The sequence below is a fragment of the Gelidibacter sp. genome (assembly GCF_053579655.1).
Map to the genome: position 1 here is coordinate 63,929 of NZ_JBMDWE010000020.1, position 18,063 is coordinate 81,991.

The 18,063-nt window shown below is 36.8% G+C and carries 19 protein-coding genes; 7 read left to right on the forward strand and 12 right to left on the reverse strand.

The features are described from left to right. Positions 1-97 precede the first annotated feature (97 nt). The 6 genes from porD to ACOH2D_RS11370 all read right to left on the reverse strand — a co-directional run bounded on the left by porD (position 98) and on the right by ACOH2D_RS11370 (position 4,962). Entirely contained in the window at positions 98-985 is an 888-nt protein-coding gene (gene porD / locus ACOH2D_RS11345; RefSeq protein WP_348037519.1) for a type IX secretion system protein PorD, read from the reverse strand. After that, positions 978-2,189, reverse strand: coding sequence for a bifunctional phosphopantothenoylcysteine decarboxylase/phosphopantothenate--cysteine ligase CoaBC (gene coaBC / locus ACOH2D_RS11350; protein ID WP_348037517.1), 1,212 nt, complete (start codon positions 2,187-2,189; stop codon positions 978-980). Before coaBC ends, porD begins: the two co-directional genes overlap by 8 nt. 5 nt (positions 2,190-2,194) lie before the next feature. Further along, a complete protein-coding gene (locus ACOH2D_RS11355; protein ID WP_449535277.1) occupies positions 2,195-2,530 on the reverse strand; it encodes a DNA-directed RNA polymerase subunit omega in 336 nt (111 codons plus the stop codon). A gap of 10 nt (positions 2,531-2,540) precedes the next feature. Further along, positions 2,541-3,356: an outer membrane protein assembly factor BamD gene (locus ACOH2D_RS11360; RefSeq protein ID WP_449535278.1), complete on the reverse strand. Its 816-nt coding sequence runs from the start codon at positions 3,354-3,356 to the stop codon at positions 2,541-2,543. Positions 3,357-3,565: 209 nt separating this feature from the next. Beyond that, the gene (gene dapA, locus ACOH2D_RS11365; RefSeq protein WP_449535279.1) at positions 3,566-4,444 is read right to left on the reverse strand and encodes a 4-hydroxy-tetrahydrodipicolinate synthase; all 879 of its coding nucleotides are present in this window, start codon (positions 4,442-4,444) and stop codon (positions 3,566-3,568) included. Beyond that, complete coding sequence (locus ACOH2D_RS11370) at positions 4,444-4,962, reverse strand: DUF6913 domain-containing protein (protein WP_449535280.1); 519 nt, start codon at positions 4,960-4,962, stop codon at positions 4,444-4,446. The genes dapA and ACOH2D_RS11370 overlap by 1 nt, the downstream gene beginning before the upstream one ends. A gap of 67 nt (positions 4,963-5,029) precedes the next feature. Here ACOH2D_RS11370 and ACOH2D_RS11375 point away from each other — a divergent pair, with 67 nt between their 5' ends. Together ACOH2D_RS11375 and ACOH2D_RS11380 are read left to right on the forward strand one after the other, a co-directional pair. Next, positions 5,030-5,788, forward strand: coding sequence for a 5'-nucleotidase C-terminal domain-containing protein (locus ACOH2D_RS11375; RefSeq protein WP_348037509.1), 759 nt, complete (start codon positions 5,030-5,032; stop codon positions 5,786-5,788). 122 nt (positions 5,789-5,910) lie between these two features. Continuing rightward, a complete protein-coding gene (locus tag ACOH2D_RS11380) occupies positions 5,911-6,822 on the forward strand; it encodes a bifunctional metallophosphatase/5'-nucleotidase (protein ID WP_348037507.1) in 912 nt (303 codons plus the stop codon). Here ACOH2D_RS11380 and ACOH2D_RS11385 read toward each other — a convergent pair. From ACOH2D_RS11385 to ligA, 3 genes are all read right to left on the reverse strand, one after another. After that, a complete protein-coding gene (locus ACOH2D_RS11385; RefSeq protein ID WP_348037505.1) occupies positions 6,819-7,409 on the reverse strand; it encodes a hypothetical protein in 591 nt (196 codons plus the stop codon). The two genes, ACOH2D_RS11380 and ACOH2D_RS11385, sit on opposite strands and share 4 nt — an antisense overlap. Before the next feature lie 606 nt (positions 7,410-8,015). Beyond that, entirely contained in the window at positions 8,016-8,750 is a 735-nt protein-coding gene (locus ACOH2D_RS11390; protein WP_348037503.1) for a hypothetical protein, read from the reverse strand. A gap of 96 nt (positions 8,751-8,846) precedes the next feature. Beyond that, complete coding sequence (gene ligA / locus ACOH2D_RS11395) at positions 8,847-10,841, reverse strand: NAD-dependent DNA ligase LigA (RefSeq protein ID WP_449535281.1); 1,995 nt, start codon at positions 10,839-10,841, stop codon at positions 8,847-8,849. A gap of 62 nt (positions 10,842-10,903) precedes the next feature. Here ligA and ACOH2D_RS11400 point away from each other — a divergent pair, with 62 nt between their 5' ends. Continuing rightward, a complete protein-coding gene (locus ACOH2D_RS11400) occupies positions 10,904-13,165 on the forward strand; it encodes a beta-N-acetylhexosaminidase (protein ID WP_449535282.1) in 2,262 nt (753 codons plus the stop codon). Between the two features lie 173 nt (positions 13,166-13,338). Then, positions 13,339-14,064: a copper homeostasis protein CutC gene (locus ACOH2D_RS11405; protein WP_449535283.1), complete on the forward strand. Its 726-nt coding sequence runs from the start codon at positions 13,339-13,341 to the stop codon at positions 14,062-14,064. 30 nt (positions 14,065-14,094) lie between these two features. Here the strand turns inward: ACOH2D_RS11405 and prmC are convergent, their stop codons facing one another. Together prmC and ACOH2D_RS11415 are read right to left on the reverse strand one after the other, a co-directional pair. Then, positions 14,095-14,970 carry a peptide chain release factor N(5)-glutamine methyltransferase gene (prmC, locus tag ACOH2D_RS11410; RefSeq protein ID WP_449535284.1) on the reverse strand — a complete coding sequence of 292 codons (876 nt, stop codon included), beginning with the start codon at positions 14,968-14,970 and terminating at the stop codon, positions 14,095-14,097. Continuing rightward, the gene (locus ACOH2D_RS11415; RefSeq protein WP_449535285.1) at positions 14,970-15,461 is read right to left on the reverse strand and encodes a GNAT family N-acetyltransferase; all 492 of its coding nucleotides are present in this window, start codon (positions 15,459-15,461) and stop codon (positions 14,970-14,972) included. Before ACOH2D_RS11415 ends, prmC begins: the two co-directional genes overlap by 1 nt. A gap of 35 nt (positions 15,462-15,496) precedes the next feature. On the opposite strand from ACOH2D_RS11415, the gene ribD reads away from it, so the two are divergent. The 3 genes from ribD to ACOH2D_RS11430 are packed head-to-tail and all read left to right on the forward strand — an operon-like array spanning position 15,497 to position 17,827. Beyond that, complete coding sequence (gene ribD, locus ACOH2D_RS11420) at positions 15,497-16,543, forward strand: bifunctional diaminohydroxyphosphoribosylaminopyrimidine deaminase/5-amino-6-(5-phosphoribosylamino)uracil reductase RibD (RefSeq protein WP_449535286.1); 1,047 nt, start codon at positions 15,497-15,499, stop codon at positions 16,541-16,543. Then, positions 16,536-17,147 carry an HAD family hydrolase gene (locus tag ACOH2D_RS11425; protein ID WP_449535287.1) on the forward strand — a complete coding sequence of 204 codons (612 nt, stop codon included), beginning with the start codon at positions 16,536-16,538 and terminating at the stop codon, positions 17,145-17,147. The genes ribD and ACOH2D_RS11425 overlap by 8 nt, the downstream gene beginning before the upstream one ends. 59 nt (positions 17,148-17,206) lie before the next feature. Further along, positions 17,207-17,827 (forward strand): IMPACT family protein, encoded by a 621-nt coding sequence (locus ACOH2D_RS11430; RefSeq protein ID WP_449535288.1) that lies wholly within the window; start codon positions 17,207-17,209, stop codon positions 17,825-17,827. Here ACOH2D_RS11430 and ACOH2D_RS11435 read toward each other — a convergent pair. Further along, the coding region (locus ACOH2D_RS11435) for an acyl-CoA thioesterase (RefSeq protein WP_449535289.1) at positions 17,794-18,063 on the reverse strand (270 nt) is incomplete at its 5' end. The genes ACOH2D_RS11430 and ACOH2D_RS11435 overlap by 34 nt on opposite strands.

The window sequence follows — 18,063 nt, forward strand, 5'->3', positions numbered from 1 at the left end:
GTTAAAAACAAGGTTATAGAGTTAAGGTTTTGAATGATGTTACCGGATACTATCAAAGCTTCAAACCGTTTTCCAACTTCAAGCTTCGTGCTTCAAGCTAAAAATTAATCTCGCGCCATTTGGAGGCATGTGTTGGTGCAATCCTATTGAGAATATCTTTAATCTCGGTAACGTTCATTTTTGGTCCACCGCTAAAAATATCGAGAATCTCATTGGATTTAGCATCAAAGAACACGCGCATTAAAAATGAATTAGGCCGTTGGTTATTCATGGTCCTCAAATCTTCAAAAACCTTAGCAATAACTTCCTTTCCTTTTTTATCGTTATCTGCCATGATATCCAAACCGTTGCGATGGTAATTGTACATCACCGTTCTGAATTCTTTGAAAGTTGGGGATAATATATTGTCTATGAGCACAAAACGCGATTGCTGTCCGTCTTCCAATTTCCAACCCTTATAATTTCCTTGTTGGGAAAAATTAGTAATGGTTTGTGCTTGTTTAAAAAAGGGATCGCCGCCATTCAACTCAAAGGTATCGGCGTCCAAACCTAAAATCATGAAAACATGATAGGCTAAAACCGAAACCAAATTGGATTCAAATTGCGTCGGATTATAAACTAAATTTTGAAACTCAAGATATTTAAACGTAAAATTCCGGTCATTAAAGTTATATACTGGCGTGCTGTAGGTAGAGTTGAAAACCGGTCGCGAGGACTGCACTTGAATGGTGGCTTGAAACACATCACTATTATAATCATTAATATTGATGACCATACTACAATCAATGCGCTCCTGAGGTTTATAGGCTGTGTTGGTCCATTGGGTGTTATTGATAAACTCAGTCAACTGCCGTTCTAGCGTTTTAAAAACCTGTACGTTTTCATTCCCTGTTTGTTGCGCATTAACCACCAAGTTACAATTCAATTCTTGAGAAAACCCAGCAGTTGTGCAAGCTATAAAAAATATAAAAATAAGTTTACGCATGAATTTGTTTTATAATTTGATTCATTAAATCGACCGCGACTTCGTGTTTTGATTTTAATTCGTTCTCAATAACGTCTTGTTGATCCGTTATAAAAGTAACTTTATTAGTTGCCCCTCCAAAACCAGCACCTTTGTCATTTAACGAATTTAACACAATTAAATTTAAATTCTTAGCTTTTAATTTCCCTTTGGCATTTTCCAATTCATCATTGGTTTCTAATGCAAAACCAACCAGGAATTGATTTTTCTTAATGACTCCAAGAGAAGCCAAAATATCCTTTGTTTTCTCCAATTCAATAGAAAACGAAGTCTCCTTCTTCTTTATTTTGGTGGCTGAAATATTTTTAGGTCTGTAATCAGCCACTGCTGCCGAAAGAATGGCAATGTCAACCGAATCAAAATGATCATGAACGGCATCATACATTTGTGATGCACTTACTACTTTAAGGAGCTTGATAAGGCTGTGCGCAATGGTTTCATGTGATGGTCCAGATATTAAAATGACGTCAGCACCAAGATTGGCCGCAACTTTAGCGATCTCAAATCCCATTTTTCCACTGGAATGGTTTCCAATAAAACGGACGGGATCAATAGCTTCATAGGTTGGCCCTGCAGTAATCAAGACTTTCTTTCCTCTTAATGGCAGTTGATCTAAAATATTTTTTTCGATATAAGCCACAATATCTTCCGGTTCCGCCATCCGACCTTCTCCAACCAAGCCACTTGCCAATTCGCCACTGGTTGCAGGAATCATAATATTTCCGAAGCTATTTAGAATTTTAAAGGATTGAAGCGTGCTTTCATGCTTGTACATATCCAAATCCATTGCAGGCGCAAAATAGACAGGACATTTGGCCGACAAATAAGTGGCCATCAATAAATTATCACAAATACCGTGGGCCATTTTTGCCATCGTATTGGCTGTTGCAGGAGCGATTACAAATAAATCGGCCCATAGCCCAAGTTCGACGTGGTTGTTCCAAACGGCGTCTTCTTCATCGTCATTAACAAACGAAGAGTACACTGGGTTTTTAGATAAAGTGGAAAGCGTTAAAGGGGTAATGAAGTCTTTAGAAGCGGGCGTCATCACGACCTTTACGTGAGCACCCGCTTTTATGAATAACCTAACAAGGTTTGCTGTTTTATAAGCAGCAATACCGGCAGTAACGCCTACAAGTATGTTTTTGCCGCTTAAAATTGACATCTTAATTATGCTTCTTGGATATCGTCCTCAGTATTTCTGAAATAAATTTTATCATCTAACCATTCCTGAACAGCAAGTGCGTGCGGTTTTGGTAATCTTTCGTAAAATTTAGAGACTTCAATTTGCTCTTTATTTTCGAAAATCTCTTCAAGACTGTCATTAAAAGTTGCAAATTCTTCAAGTTTATCAACAAGTTCTCTACGGATATCTGTGTTGATCTGTTCAGCTCTTCTTGCTATGACAGAGATAGCCTCATAGATGTTTCCTGTTGACGCATCAATTTCATTACGGTTGTAAGTTATAGAACTCACTGGAGCATTGCTCTTTTTTAAATCTATCATCTATATAAAATTAACTTTTTATGGTATAGTTTTGAACTGCTGTTTGCAATTCGGCATTCATTTGTGCAGCTTCAGCACTGTGCTTCGATTCTGGATATGCTTTGACAAAAGTCTTGTAATATTTGAGTGCTATATTCAAACGCTCTTGACGTTTACGCTCAATACTGTTGATTCCCAATCGGTACGCCGAGTCAAATCTATAAAACATCGCTTCTTCTCTAAAAGTGGTTCCTGGATAATCCAATAGGAAATTATCAAAGGCTTTTATGGAAGCTTCGTAATCCTCAGACTCAAAATTGGCGATTTTATTATATAGTTTAGCAATCTCAAAAGCTTTCTTTTCCAATTTATAATCCAACTCATGAATTAAAGCATTGGCTTCCGGCAAATACTCTGAATCTGGATATTTATTGATGAATATCTGAAGCTTTTCAATAGCGGTTATCGTTTCCTTCTGCTCTTTACTGTAAACAGGCGATAGCATGTAGAAGCTTTTAGCAGCTAAAAACAAGCCTTCTTCAGCCTTTTCACTTTTTGGATATTGGCTTTCAAAACGCTCAAATTGATACCCCGCCAAATAGTAATCTTTCATTTGATAAAAAGAATTAGCGTACATGTACATCAATTTCTCAGCTTGCGGCTTCCCTCTATATTGTGGTGCAATTTGTGCGAATAGCTTATTTGCTTTGCCAAATTTACCAGCATCATAGAGCTCTGTACCCAATTTGAATTTTGTAGCAATATCTTCTGATTTTAATGCCTTTTGATATTCGCTACAAGAGGACAACACTAATGTGATCAGTAATGTGTAAACAATGTTTTTCATGCAAGAGCTAGTCTTCTTTGTATAATTAAATTGAAATGCCTGATTAAATTTGGTCATAGATTAAAGTTATGTTTAATGGCACTTCGGCATTTTAAACAGAATGCAAAAATACACATTTATAACGTATTATAAAACAAAAAATTTTAAGCTAAAATAACTGTTGAATTTAAGCTACTGAGAGGTTTAAGTAAAATTTAACGTTTTTACCTTTATTTAAGTAGCGCGACGCTTTTTTTTATTTTTTCTTTTAATGGATTTGACGCCACAACCAACGGCAACCTTACCGTGTCTTGCGCTAAATCAAGGGCTTCAAAAACAGCTTTAATTCCCGCTGGATTGTTTTCTTCAAAAATTTGAGCCGTAACATCCATTAATTTAAAATGAAGTTGGTAAGCTTCCTTGGCTTTTCCTTCCATTCCTAAACGGATCATATTTGAAAAATCTTTCGGAAATGCCTGTCCTAATACAGAAATCACTCCTGCACCACCAGCTAAAACAACAGCTAAAGCCAAATCATCATCGCCTGAAATTATTAAAAAATCGTCAGGCTTGTTCTTTAGTAATTGTAAATATTGGCTTACATTATTTCCTGCTTCTTTAACCGCTATAATATTCTCAAAATCATTGGCAAGACGCAAGATGGTTGCTGGAAGCATGTTTGACGATGTTCTTCCTGGTACGTTATATAAGATGATAGGTTTTGGAGAAGCTTTTGCAATCGCTTTAAAATGTTGATAAATGCCCTCTTGCGTCGGTTTTGTATAATAAGGAGAAACAGACAAGATGGCGTCAATATCTGTCAAATCCGTAGCTTGGATTTCTTCGATAATTTCGGCTGTATTGTTACCGCCAATACCCAACACCAATGGCAATCGGCCAGCATTTGCCTTCTTTATTGTAGTAATGACATCCTTCTTTTCCTGTTTAGTAATGGTAGCACTTTCTGCAGTGGTTCCACAAATGACCAAATACTCTGTGCCATTATCAATATTGAACTTGACAATAGTGGCGAGAGCGTTATGATCAATACTCAAATCAGTTTTGAACGGCGTAATCAAAGCTACACCTGTTCCGAAAAATTTTGTCATTATATTTTTTTTAATATGGTTAAGTATTTTTTTAATTCGGTTTTGAATACCTCAAAATCTTTCGTGCTGATATCCAATATGAAATCGAATAAACGGTCGTCCACATCTGACAGACCTATTTTGAAATTGGCTTTTGAAGCTGCAGTAACTATTTTCAATTCTAAAGCATCGCCTTTGTAAAATCCCACCAGCGTATCAAATTCAGTATCTAAAAAGGTTTGGAGTTCAACGTGTTTGATGCTGCCATTCCATCCAAAATCATTTTTACTGAAATAGTTGCCCCACAATCTTTCGGTCTTTTTTTCATCGGCAACAAAAACAATAATCTGAATTTTAGGCAACTGGACACCCAGCTCATTAAAAAAGTCCTTAAATGCCTCTACGTCAGAAAACTCACTCGAATCAATGATAATACCAACAGATTCTATTTTTTTATTACTAATCGCAACATCTTTAGAGCTTAACAGTCTGTTAATGAATTTTTGATTCGATTTTCCCCTAAATGCCTTTAAAATCATTTACTTTTGTTTTGACAAAGGTAGTAAACACAATACATTTATCAATTAACATTTCACAAGTTATTCAATGAATTTTAAAAATCTTCTACTAGTTTTTGGACTGCTTTTCTCCCTTTCTTGTAAAGCTCCAATGGATGTTTTCAAAATTGAAGGCAAAAACGTAAACATCAATGATAGTTTGCAATCCAACGCAGGTATTGATAATTTCATTAAGCCTTATAGAGAAAATATCACTAAAGATTTAGATAGTGTTTTGGGCTATTCGGTGGATACCTATTCCAAAGCAGATGGCGATTTAAATACCGCCATTGGCAATTTTATGGCCGATGTTATTTATGAAGAAGCTGATCCCGTGTTTTTTAAAAGAACAGGAGAGCATATCGACTTTGTTCTCATGAACCACGGTGGCATCAGATCCATTATATCTAAAGGACCAATTAGCAAAAGAACCGCCTTTGAACTCATGCCTTTTGAAAATTCGATTGTCGTTGCAAAATTACCGGGAGCCAACGTCAAAGAGATGCTCGACTATTTAGCAAAGGCCAAGCGTGCACATCCCATTTCTAAATTAAAAATAGTTTTGGATAAGGATGGCAACGTGGTTGAAAGCACTGTAAACCAAGCACCCATAGATTTCAATAAAACCTATTATATTGCCACCAACGACTACCTTATTACTGGCGGTGATGGCATGGACTTTTTTAAGGGAAGTGAAGAGGTTATTGTATTGGACTATAAAATAAGAAATGCGCTCATTGATTATTTTATGAAAACAGACACCATCAATCCTGTAGCCGATGACCGCTTTATTCAATTAAAAGATTAAATACATTTTCTGAAAGATATTTTTTTGAAGTTATGAAACGAGCATGCTAAAATTTTTATTACCCATGGGAATTATTAATTGCGAACAGCATGTGACCATTGAAAAACAATAAGCATAAACACATGAAAAGAAGAGAATTCATTCAACAAACAACAGCTGCGACCGCATTGGTAGGTTTGGGAGGCTTTGGTCTGCAATCATTTTCGAAGAGTCCGAAAAAGATAACCATTTTACATACCAACGACGTCCACAGTCATATCGATCCTTTTGGTCCTGAAGATGGCAGAAACCCTAATCAAGGTGGTGTTGCAAGAAGAGCCACATTGATTGAAGGTATTCGAGCGGAGAATCCGAACACCTTATTGTTGGATGCTGGTGATATTTTTCAAGGTACTCCCTATTTTAATTATTACGGCGGCGAATTGGAATTTAAGCTCATGAGCATGCTTAAATATGATGTTGCAACCGTTGGTAACCATGATTTTGACAATGGTGTTGATGGTTTGTACGCGCAATTGCCACATGCAAAATTTGATTTTATAAGTGCCAACTATGATTTTTCAAATACTATCTTGGATACGCATGTGAAACCCTATAAAACCTTTATTAAAGACGGCATTAAAATTGGCGTTTTCGGTTTGGGTATTGAACTCTCTGGATTAGTGGACAAAAATATGTATAAAGAAACCGTCTATTTAAATCCGTTGGAAATAGCTCAGGACATGTCGCGCATCTTAAAAGAGGATGAAAAATGTGATTTGATTATTTGCTTATCACATTTAGGCTATAATTACCGAAACAATTCTGAAAAACCAAGCGACCTTTCCTTAGCGAAAATGACCAAAGACATTGATTTGTTTGTTGGCGGCCATACCCATACCTTTTTACCCAAACCAACTATTGTAAAAAACAGTGTCGGCAAAAATGTATTGGTTAACCAAGTCGGTTGCTTTGGAATCAATCTGGGGAAAATAGATTTCTATTTTGACAGTGACAAAAACAAATCCGCGGACGGCGTTTCGATTTTGGTTTAAAACTGAACAGGAATTTGACTGGATTGAGAAATTGGTTCTGTTTTCATTTTTATAAAGCTATTTTCAACTTTCTGATGATTATAAACATAGATGCAAAACAAAAGAAGTCCTGCACCTTGTAGAATCTGTTGAATACCTTCAAACAACCAAAAACTCACATACATTGTAGTGAGAAAGCTTAAACCATCAGAAAAGACGAAGCAACATACAATAGTTAAGAATAGAATGGCTTGTGACGTCTCTTGGCTAAGATAAATAGCGATGGCTAAAAAGCTCATCAACAAAAAAGCAATTCCCTTACGTGCCATCAAGGTGAATATCACACTATCAGCAAAGTTATCCTGTACTTCGCTAAACATGATATACATAAAATAACTATTTACCAGAAGAATCAAAATCAGGTACATTGATACAAGGCCTTCAAATTTGACGTGTTTCACTTTTCCAATCATCACAAATGCCAATAACGCAAAAACTTCTAAAAAGCAGGATTCTGACAGCTTAGAAGATAAGGCAAGATGGTCAAGTGCAATAAAAAGCATTCCTAAGAAATACAAAATAAATATGGTGTAGAATATATTCGCCATGAAACGTTAACTGAAAAAGTAGTTTAAAAGCAGCACAGGAATGACAGCGAGCGCAGTTATCTTCGATAATAATGAAAATCCAAAATAGGAGGAAATAATATTGACTGTTATTATTACAGCCAACATTGCGATAATTGCCCAATTCGGTAATAAGTCATGCCATTTTTGAATGATAGATTCAAAATAAGTAGGTTCGGCAAATATAATAAAAAACACAACTTTAATCGCTGATTTACTGCGCTTCATCGACTATCCTATTATAGTCGCAATAAAATAGCGAGTTATAAAGCATTTTTTCGATCGCAAGAATCAATCCAATATAAATTTGCTATACATCATAATTTACGTGGGATAATTTTTATGTCCTTTTATCCTGAAAACGACTTTAACTTTCACATCAGATTATGGAGCAGATTTGTACGCTGAATAAGGTAATGATGGCCGCAGGATTACTAAGGAAAAAAAAACGAAATGTAAGCATGGAAATTTTTTAGAAAATGACCTTCTAAACCGAAGCTTCCTAATCGACAGATGCCACTTTCATGAAGTATGACCTCTGTACTTTAAGCGTTTTAATCAGAATAAAACACGCATTAAAAACGAAATTTAAACCACCAAGTCTTGATGCATTGAGTTTTCCTGGGGCTCATAGACGAGTTTTGACTGGAGATAGAAAAATAAAAAAGCAAGCACAAGAAACAAGGAACACATCACATTAAGCAAATTTATTGCTGAGATATAAAAATAGGCCAACTGTATCACTTCTGAAAAAAAGATAAAAATAGATCCAACCAACAAATTGATGGCTTTTTTATCCTCTTTATGAATGTAATTGATCAAAGACACCGTCAGTAAAATCATGATAATACTATTGTATACAAACTCCATATAATACTCATGATATGATAATTTATGCATGGCGGTATTGGTAACCACAACAACGCAAAACACGTCCATAATGATTAAAATAAGAAGGTGGAATGGATATTTTTTTACGATCTCCACCAAATTCATAGCGCTTAACATTTGCAGTATCAAAAAAGAATAAGCCATGATATACAAAGAATTAGCAATGTAATACACAGGATCCATCTGAGTGTTTGGCACAATCGGAATTTGCCATCTCATAAAGGCTAAAATATCGGCTATTGTAAATGCAATCAAAAACGATAAGAAAAATAAACGCTTTTCTTTGACAGAATAACAATATAAAATTGTTAAGAAAACCAATAGCAAAGCTCTCACTCCTGTGGCTTCAACTTCTAACTCAAAAATTTGAAAGCCCAGAAATAACACGGCTAGGGCGATCAAAACACCAATTAAGATTCTTCGGATAATCATATTACATGTCTCTTGTTCAAGCAAATATAAATAAATATTACAATTAAGCGGATAAATATGCATTTAATCGGTGAAACAAATAAAATTGTAGGTTTTCTACTTCAAAAGTGACATGAAATCATATTCCGAAATTATAGGGATCTGCAATTGCTCAGCCTTAGTTCGCTTGCTTGGCCCCATATTATCTCCTGCAATAACGTAATTTGTCTTTGACGATATCGAACTGGCTACCCTTCCACCGTTATCCTCTATCAGTTTTTTCAATTCGTCTCTTGAAACCGATTCAAAAACACCAGATACCACGAACGCCTGCCCTTCTAATTTATTAGTTTGATTCGCTAATTTTTCAGCGCAAATCTCTAATTGCACATCAAAGCTTCTTAAGCGATTTATAATGGTTTGATTTTGTTCTGAATTGAAAAAATCGACGACACTTTCAGCGATTCGCATGCCAATTTCATCAACAGTAACCAAATCAATTAAGGTCGCCTGCTGCAAATTATCAATACTTTTATAATGATTGGCCAACTTTTTTGCAACGGTTTCGCCTACGTACCTAATGCCGATAGCATATAAAACGCGCTCAAAAGGGATTTGTTTGGAAGCTTCAATCCCATTTATCAAATTATCTGAACTTTTTTCAGCCATGCGCTCCAAACCAATTACTTGATCTTTAGTAAGCATGTATAAATCAGAATAATCATGAATAAGACCTTCTTTTACCAATAAAGCTACAGTTTCACCACCTAAACCTTCAATATCCATTGCCTTTCTTGAAATAAAATGTTGGATACGACCAATGATTTGAGGTTGACAGCCATTATAATTTGGACAATAATGTAGCACTTCACCTTCATTTCGCACCAATGCCGTTCCACATTCGGGACAGTTTTTAATATATTCGGTTGGCTGTGAATCGGCTGGTCGTTTGCTGAAATCCACTGCAATAATTTTAGGAATGATTTCCCCACCTTTTTCAACAAATACCTCATCACCTTCCCGAATATCCAATCTTGCAATTTGATCCGCATTATGCAAGGAAGCGCGCTTAACGGTCGTTCCTGCCAATTCCACTGGTTCCAAATTCGCCACAGGCGTAATAGCCCCCGTTCGTCCGACCTGATAGGTTATTTCATTTAATCTGGTGGAAACCTGCTCGGCCTTAAACTTATAGGCAACCGCCCAGCGCGGCGATTTGGCAGTGTATCCCAATTCGTCCTGCTGATGCAAGTCATTTATTTTTACGACGACACCATCGGTTTCATAAGGCAAATTATGTCGGTGGATATTCCAATAATCAATAAATTCAAATACCTCATCGATGGAGTTGGCCACAATCGCCGCTTTAGGCACCTTGAATCCCCAAGCACGAGCCTTTTCTAAACTTTCAAACTGCGTATTGATATTCAAGTTATTCCCTACGATATTATATAGCAAACATTCCAAAGGCCGTTTGGCAACCTCAGCACTATCCTGAAGCTTTAAACTACCTGAAGCTGTATTTCGCGGATTGCGATAAGGCTCTTCGCCTATTTCAATGCGCTCTTCATTCATCTTATTAAAACCTTCAAAAGGCAATACGATTTCGCCTCTAATATCAAATTTTGACGGGTAATCGCCTTTTAAACGCAAAGGCACCGATCGGATCGTCCTAATATTGGCGGTGACATCATCACCTTGTACGCCGTCGCCACGAGTGACCGCCTTAAGTAAGGTTCCATTTTCATAAGTCAAACTAATGGAAGCGCCATCATACTTTAATTCGCACACAAATTGTACGTCACCATCAATCGCCTTTCTGACGCGGGCTTCCCAATCCAACACATCTTCCTTAGAATAGGAATTATCCAATGAATACATGCGATGTTCATGCGCTACCGTTTCAAAGTTTTTGGTAATTGTGCCACCAACACGTTTGGTCGGCGAATGTTCATCTGCAAACTCTGGATGCTGATCTTCCAAAACTTGTAATTCCTTTAATTTAATATCAAAATCATAATCACTAATTGTGGGTTGATCAAGAACGTAATAATTATAATTATGCTGATTGAGTTCGTCGCGAAGTTTTAAAATATGTTGTTGAATATCCATTAATTGAGGTAAACAAATAACTTGTCTTTTTAGGTTATCTTTGAAGGCTCTAATATACTAAAATGCCGTACAAGAAAATTGTTTCGTTTATACTTTTTATCATTTTGTTATACAATTGTGATTCCCGAAATACCGAAAAACAAGCGCTTCAAATCCTTCCAATGCCTTCACAAATGGAAAGCCAAAAAGGAGAATTTATCCTGGACAATTCTGTTGGAATCACCTTTGATGAAAGTTTTAAAGTATCTGCCAATTTCTTAAAGGAATTTATTGAAAAAGGCAGTGCGCTTCAATTAAAACAGAACAACACCATTATATTCATCAAAGACGATAGTATCGCCGATGAGGAAGGCTACCAATTATCCATTTCGCCAAAACAGATTGAAATCAGGGCTAAAACAGATCATGGTGCTTTTTACGCAGTTCAAACCTTACGACAATTATTACCTGTAAGCTTTGAGAACCAAACTTTTTCAGAAAAAAGTGTTTCCATTCCATGTGTAACAATCAAGGATTCACCTCAATTTAAATATAGAGGTATGCATTTGGATGTTGGCCGTCATTTTTATCCTGTGGAATTTATCAAGAAGTATATTGATGCTTTGGCAATGCTCAAAATGAACACCTTTCATTGGCATTTAACCGAAGACCAAGGCTGGCGTATTGAAATCAAAAAGTATCCAAAACTACAAGAAATTGCAGCTTTTAGGGATCAAACTTTAGTGGGCAGTTATAATAAGGATCCACAACAATTTGACGGCAAACGTTACGGTGGATTCTATACGCAAGAAGAAATCAAGGATGTGGTAGCTTACGCCCAAACGCGCCATGTGACCATAATCCCAGAAATTGAAATGCCCGGACATGCACAAGCTGCGATTTCAGCGTATCCCGAATTAGGCTGCACTGGCGAACAAATTAAGGTTGCCGAAACCTGGGGTGTTTTTAATGATATCTACTGTTCAAAAGATGAAACCTTCACATTTTTAGAAAATGTGTTGGACGAGGTTCTAGAACTTTTCCCAAGTGAATACATCCATATTGGTGGCGACGAAGCTCCTAAATCTCATTGGAAAAAATGTGCCAAATGTCAACAACGCATTAAAGACGAAGATTTAAAAGATGAACATGAACTTCAGAATTATTTTATCACAAGAATTGAAAAATATCTAAATAGCAAAGGCCGACAGATTATAGGTTGGGATGAAATATTGGAAGGCGGATTGGCCCCAAACGCCACAGTCATGTCGTGGCGAGGTATTGATGGCGCTGTGGAAGCCGCAAAACAACATCACAATGTGATCATGACGCCAACATCTCACTGTTATTTTGATTATTACCAATCCGATAACACCGACGAACCTTTAGCAATTGGCGGATTTTTATCTTTAGAAAAAGTATATAGTTTTAATCCGATTCCTGAAGAACTTTCTGAAGAAGAAGCCAAATACGTTTTGGGCGCACAAGGAAATTTATGGACAGAATATATTCCCAACGAAAAACAAGTGGAATATATGGTATTTCCTAGAATGATTGCGATGAGCGAAGTGGTATGGTCGCCAACCGAAAGTAAAAACTATGCTGATTTTGTCGCCCGATTGGAACATTTTCATAAACGCCTGGATGCTTTGGATATTAATTATGCCAATCATTTGAATGAAGTAGAAGGCGAATCAACCCGAAAGGGCTATGAGCTAAAAACCTTCATCCAAAACAAAACGATTCGCTACACGACCGATGGATCAGAACCGAAAATAACTTCAGCAATTTATTCCGAAGCCATTCCAATCAACAAAAACCTCATCATAAAAGCTGCTGTTTTCAACGCTGAAAAACAAATGGGTTCGACATTTACACAACCTATTATTTACCATAAAGCACTTGGAAAAAAAATCAGCGTTAATGTGCAACCAAGTAAAACCTATGCAGGGAGTGGTATTCAAGGATTTATCAACGGCATTTCAGGAAGCGACACTCGCATCAATGATAAGGAATGGTTAGGGTTTGATGGGGTTGATTTAGAAATCACCATTGATTTAGGTGAAGAAATGGACGTGAATTCTATTGAAACCCGATTTTATCAGGCACCTTGGCAATGGATTTATGCGCCGAAAACCATGGAAGTTACATTTGATAAAAAAGATATAAACTCTAGAGCCGAAATTCCAGACGCCGTCGTCTTGCATGCCAATGTAAAAATAGTAATCAATCAAACCACGCGCTATATTTATTTAAAAATCCCAAATTCGGATCTAATTCCTAAAGGTAAACCAGGCGCTGGTCATAAACCTTGGACATTTATTGATGAAATAATAGTTAAATAAAGCCAGACCTGACAGGTTTTTGAAACCTGTCAGGTCTTTAAATTTAAAATGAAATAATTATTAATTAACACAAACCTTTCGATCCTGAAGCTTCAAAGTCAAAGAACAAAAGGTTTTAAAAAAGAGATTCCTGCAGGAGTTTATTGAGCGGAGTCCAAAAGAAAGGAAGTATTATGACACTAGAAATCTGCGCCTCCAATTACCAATCCGCAATCAACGCTCAAAATGCGGGAGCACATCGTATCGAATTGTGCTCCGAATTAGCGGTTGGTGGCATTACCCCTTCTTATGGTTTGATAAAACAGACCTTAAAAAACCTGACGATTCCTGTTTTCGTGCTCATCCGGCCAAGAAGTGGAAATTTCACTTATTCTGATGAGGATTTTGAAATCATGAAAGAGGATATTCAAATTTGTAAAGCATTGGGATGTAAAGGCATTGTTTCAGGTATTTTAAACTTAGATAATACGATTGACATCGAACGCACAAAAGAACTCATAGAACTTTCAAAACCGATGGCTTTTACGTTCCATCGCGGTTTTGACTGGACGCCAAATCCGTTTGAGGCCTTACATATATTGATGGAACTGAAAGTGGATCGCATTCTCACTTCAGGACAAGCGCCCTCCGCTGAAAAGGGAATTTTAATACTTCAACAACTCAAAGAACTAGCGGATGACAAACTCACGATTCTACCAGGATCTGGGATCAACCCAAAAAATATTTTAATTTTTAAAGGTGCAGGATTTAAGGAAGTGCATTGCTCTTCTGTCCTTATGCCACAAACTACAGCCGCCGCGGCTCTTCCAATGAATACGCCAAGTTTTTTAAATGATGGACAGGAAATGGCATCAAATATCGAGATCATAAAGTCAATGCTCCAACTTGTCAAGAATTAGTCGTTTAACTAATAATTAAAAAATCGATCATTAAGATCCTTTAGTTCCTGAAACCATTCGGTCATTTCCAAAGATGTCCTTTTTAAGCTGAACATTTGAAAAATCGGCCTCATCCAACAAATCAAGCATTTCAGCTCCTAAATACTGGTTGATTTCAAAAAACAAGTGCCCCTCATCCTTGAGATGTTCACCGGCAAAATCCGTTATCGATTTATAAAAAATGAGCGGCGCATCATCCTCAACGTATAGCGCTAATCCAGGTTCATGTTGTAAAACATTCGCACTCATTTGGGCTTTCTCCAGTTCTCTAACATATGGCGGATTGGAGACAATGATGTCAAATTTAAAATCTTCCAATGCTAAATCCGGATAATTATTTTTCCAGTTTAAAATATCCAATTCAAAAAACTGAACGTCAACCTTATTCAGCTTTGAATTCATTTTAGCAATGGTCAACGCTTTTTTACTGACATCCACGGCATAGACTTTTGCGCTTGGAATATTTCCCGCTAAGGAGATCGCAATGCACCCCGATCCAGTTCCAATGTCAAGAATCGATAACGAGTCTGTTGTTGTTTTTGCTGTGTCAATAATCCATTGCACTAAGTCTTCGGTTTCTGGTCTTGGTATAAGTGTACTTTCTGAAACCTTAAATGGCAATCCGTAAAATTCGGTGGCACCGATAATATATTGAATGGGCTCATGATTCTTAAGCCGTTTGGTCGCATTTTCAAATTTCTCCAATTTCTTCCCCGAAATTGGCGCAAAGAGATTTAAAGTAACGTCCAGACGTTTCATCTTCAAGAGATATTCTGCCAGCAAATTGAAAAATGATTGAATTTCAGTATCTGGATACTCTCCTTTTAAGGATGTGTAAAAATTTTCGCGTAGTGTCTTTAATAGCATTATAATGTTTTTATCATCCAAACATCGCAAGAATAATGTCCTGTATCTCCCAACGGACCGTCCAAATACTCAAATCCAGATTTGGCATAAAGCTTTGCAGCATCCGTCATATATGGTAAAGTTTCAAGATAGCATTTTTCAAAACCAAAAGATTTGGCTTTTTGTAAGCACACCTCCATCATTTGAGCGCCCAAACCTTTTCCTCTGGCTTTGGGTAGAAAATACATTTTCTGTAGTTCACAAACATGACCTTCAAAATTATCTAAGGGCGCAATTCCTGCTCCTCCAACAACTTCCCCTTGATCTTCATTGACGAAATAGGCAGCACGCTCCTTAGCATAAGTTTCTGTCATCATATCCAGAGATTGATCCGCATAAGCAGTGCCCACTTTAGGAACTCCCATTTCAATCAATACAGCACGAATGAGCTTCGCCACCTGTACATCATCTCCCTTTTCAATTTCTCTGATCAAGATATCTTTTTTGCTCACGATATTATGTTATTTTTGTCTCGATAATTATCGGGATGAATATACATGAAAAATATATTAAACGCTGCATTGAAATTGCCAAAAATGGATTGGGAACCACAGCTCCAAACCCGATGGTTGGATGTGTTATTGTTCATGATCAAATAATTATTGGCGAAGGCTTTACAAGTCCGTACGGAGGCGCTCATGCTGAAGTCAATGCCATCCATAGCGTAAAAGACCAATCCTTATTAAACGAGGCGACGCTTTATGTGACCTTGGAACCCTGCTCCCATTTCGGAAAAACCCCGCCTTGTGCTGACATTATCAAGAAATTTAAAATTCCGAAGGTGGTTATAGGAACGAGCGACACCCATAGTAAAGTTGCGGGTAAAGGTGTTCAAATATTAAAAGCTTCAGGATGCGAAGTGATTGTAGGCGTGTTGGAGAGTGAAGTGAAAGCACATCACAAACGCTTTTTTACCTTACACAACAAGAAACGTCCATACATCATTTTAAAATGGGCAGAATCTGCCGATGGTTTCCTTGCACCACAAACAAGAAATGAACAAAAACCCGTTTGGATTACCAATGAGCTTTCCAGACAAGTGGTGCATAAATGGCGAACAGAAGAGCAAGCTATCCTTGTGGGAACTCAAACGGTAATTGAAGACAACCCGAGCTTAACCGCAAGGGATTGGGCCGGAAAAAACCCCATACGCGTTGTTATGGATAAAAATTCGCGCTTACCTGACGAAGCTGAAATTTTTGACAATAAGGCATCTACTATTTTGATCAGTGGGAAAGTTGAGTCTCGAAGCACTAAGCACCATAAAACGGAGTTTCTAGATTGGAGCTTAAAGCAAAACATTGCTCAGCAAATTTGCACAATTCTTTATAACAACGATATCAACTCCATCATTATTGAAGGCGGACGTCAAACCCTTCATACTTTTATAGATGAAAATCTTTGGGATGAAGCCCGCATATTTACGGGAACCACAACTTTCAACGACGGAACGAAAGCCCCACGTATATCTGGGACTTTGATTTCAGATGAAAAAATTATTGATGACATTTTAAGAATATATACGAATGATTAAAAATTTAATATTTGATTTTGGAGATGTATTTATTAATCTCGATAAAAAGGGCGCGATGGACAATGCCCTTAAATTATTCGAAATTGATGCACTTTCTGATGAAATCCATGCGATTAATGCCCTTTATGAACAAGGACTTATTGATACCGAGGAATTTCTAGAGTTTTATCTGGACAACTTCCCACATCTTAATAAAGATTCGCTTTTAGAATCATGGAATAGTATTTTAAAAGACTTCCCAAATCACAGATTAGAGTATTTACAAAAATTGGCTGAAGAGCATAAGTATAAACTCATTTTATTGAGTAACACCAACGAGCTCCATATCAATTGGATCAAAGAAAACGTCGATTTCTATGACGAATTTAAAGCGAATTTTGATGCCTTCTATCTCTCTCATGAAATCCAATTAAGAAAACCGAACGCGAACATTTATGAATTCGTTTTAAATGAAAACAATATAAAAGCTGAGGAATCCTTATTCATTGATGATACTGAAGAAAACATTATTACGGCTTCAAGTTTAGGTATTCACACGTGGCATATCAACCCAGAAATTGATGATGTGACGTCTTTGTTCTCAACCAAAAGTGATTTGTTTTGACCTATCTCATTTCAGCTTCACTAATTCGTTATTCATACATTTTGTAACTTTTGCCTGATATGACAGAAAAAGACACTTACAAAACCATAACAAAACCGTCTGCTGAAGTTTTATTTAAAGACAAAAACAGCAAGTTTTTTGGTTATACATTCCCAGTCAAAACAGAAGATGAAGCCAAAATCCATATTGAAGCCTTAAGAAAACAACACCATTCTGCAAGGCATTGGTGTTACGCCTATCAATTAGGCATCCAGGAAAATCAATACCAATTTAGAGTCAACGACGATGGCGAGCCAAACAATAGTGCAGGAATGCCTATTTACGGACAAATTCAATCCTTTGAAGTAACCAACATATTAATTGTAATCGTCCGCTATTTTGGCGGTGTAAAATTAGGGGTTGGCGGACTTATTAACGCTTACAAAACTGCCGCGCAAATGGCATTAGAGGCGTCAAAAATTGTCGAAAAAACGATAAACCAAGAAATACAACTCAAGTTTGAGTACAAGGACATGAATAAAGTCATGCGTGTCATCAAAGAAAAAGATCTGAAAATCATCAATCAAACTTTAGAATTGAGTTGTCTTATCAACATTTCAGTCCGATTAAAAAATATAAAAAATGTTGTGGAGACTTTTAAGGGGATTTATGGTGTGGAATTAAAATTTTTGAACGAATAATCCTGCAGTTTGTCTAAAAGATATTTCGGGCACCTTGTAGGCCTATTCTTACTGACATCCATAAATACTAAAACAGTATTTCCTAAAGTTAAAATTTCCCCCGCTTCATTTGTAATTTCATAATCAAATTCGATGGTCGCAGAAGGCATTTTCACCAACTGGGTTTTCACCTTAACAACATCATCATAACGCGCTGATTTTTTGAACTTTACATTCAAACTAACCACCGGAAGCAA

Bases quoted from the DNA above. Each gene is read 5' to 3' on its own strand.
- ACOH2D_RS11360 (WP_449535278.1), bottom strand. From the start codon at position 3,356: ATGAAAAACATTGTTTACACATTACTGATCACATTAGTGTTGTCCTCT.
- dapA (WP_449535279.1), bottom strand. From the start codon at position 4,444: ATGACAAAATTTTTCGGAACAGGTGTAGCTTTGATTACGCCGTTCAAA.
- ACOH2D_RS11355 (WP_449535277.1), bottom strand. From the start codon at position 2,530: ATGATAGATTTAAAAAAGAGCAATGCTCCAGTGAGTTCTATAACTTAC.
- ACOH2D_RS11375 (WP_348037509.1), top strand. From the start codon at position 5,030: ATGAATTTTAAAAATCTTCTACTAGTTTTTGGACTGCTTTTCTCCCTT.
- prmC (WP_449535284.1), bottom strand. From the start codon at position 14,970: ATGCTATTAAAGACACTACGCGAAAATTTTTACACATCCTTAAAAGGA.
- porD (WP_348037519.1), bottom strand. From the start codon at position 985: ATGCGTAAACTTATTTTTATATTTTTTATAGCTTGCACAACTGCTGGG.
- ACOH2D_RS11385 (WP_348037505.1), bottom strand. From the start codon at position 7,409: ATGGCGAATATATTCTACACCATATTTATTTTGTATTTCTTAGGAATG.
- coaBC (WP_348037517.1), bottom strand. From the start codon at position 2,189: ATGTCAATTTTAAGCGGCAAAAACATACTTGTAGGCGTTACTGCCGGT.
- ACOH2D_RS11430 (WP_449535288.1), top strand. From the start codon at position 17,207: ATGACAGAAAAAGACACTTACAAAACCATAACAAAACCGTCTGCTGAA.
- ACOH2D_RS11400 (WP_449535282.1), top strand. From the start codon at position 10,904: ATGCCGTACAAGAAAATTGTTTCGTTTATACTTTTTATCATTTTGTTA.
- ribD (WP_449535286.1), top strand. From the start codon at position 15,497: ATGAATATACATGAAAAATATATTAAACGCTGCATTGAAATTGCCAAA.
- ACOH2D_RS11370 (WP_449535280.1), bottom strand. From the start codon at position 4,962: ATGATTTTAAAGGCATTTAGGGGAAAATCGAATCAAAAATTCATTAAC.
- ACOH2D_RS11390 (WP_348037503.1), bottom strand. From the start codon at position 8,750: ATGATTATCCGAAGAATCTTAATTGGTGTTTTGATCGCCCTAGCCGTG.
- ACOH2D_RS11405 (WP_449535283.1), top strand. From the start codon at position 13,339: ATGACACTAGAAATCTGCGCCTCCAATTACCAATCCGCAATCAACGCT.
- ACOH2D_RS11380 (WP_348037507.1), top strand. From the start codon at position 5,911: ATGAAAAGAAGAGAATTCATTCAACAAACAACAGCTGCGACCGCATTG.
- ligA (WP_449535281.1), bottom strand. From the start codon at position 10,841: ATGGATATTCAACAACATATTTTAAAACTTCGCGACGAACTCAATCAG.
- ACOH2D_RS11425 (WP_449535287.1), top strand. From the start codon at position 16,536: ATGATTAAAAATTTAATATTTGATTTTGGAGATGTATTTATTAATCTC.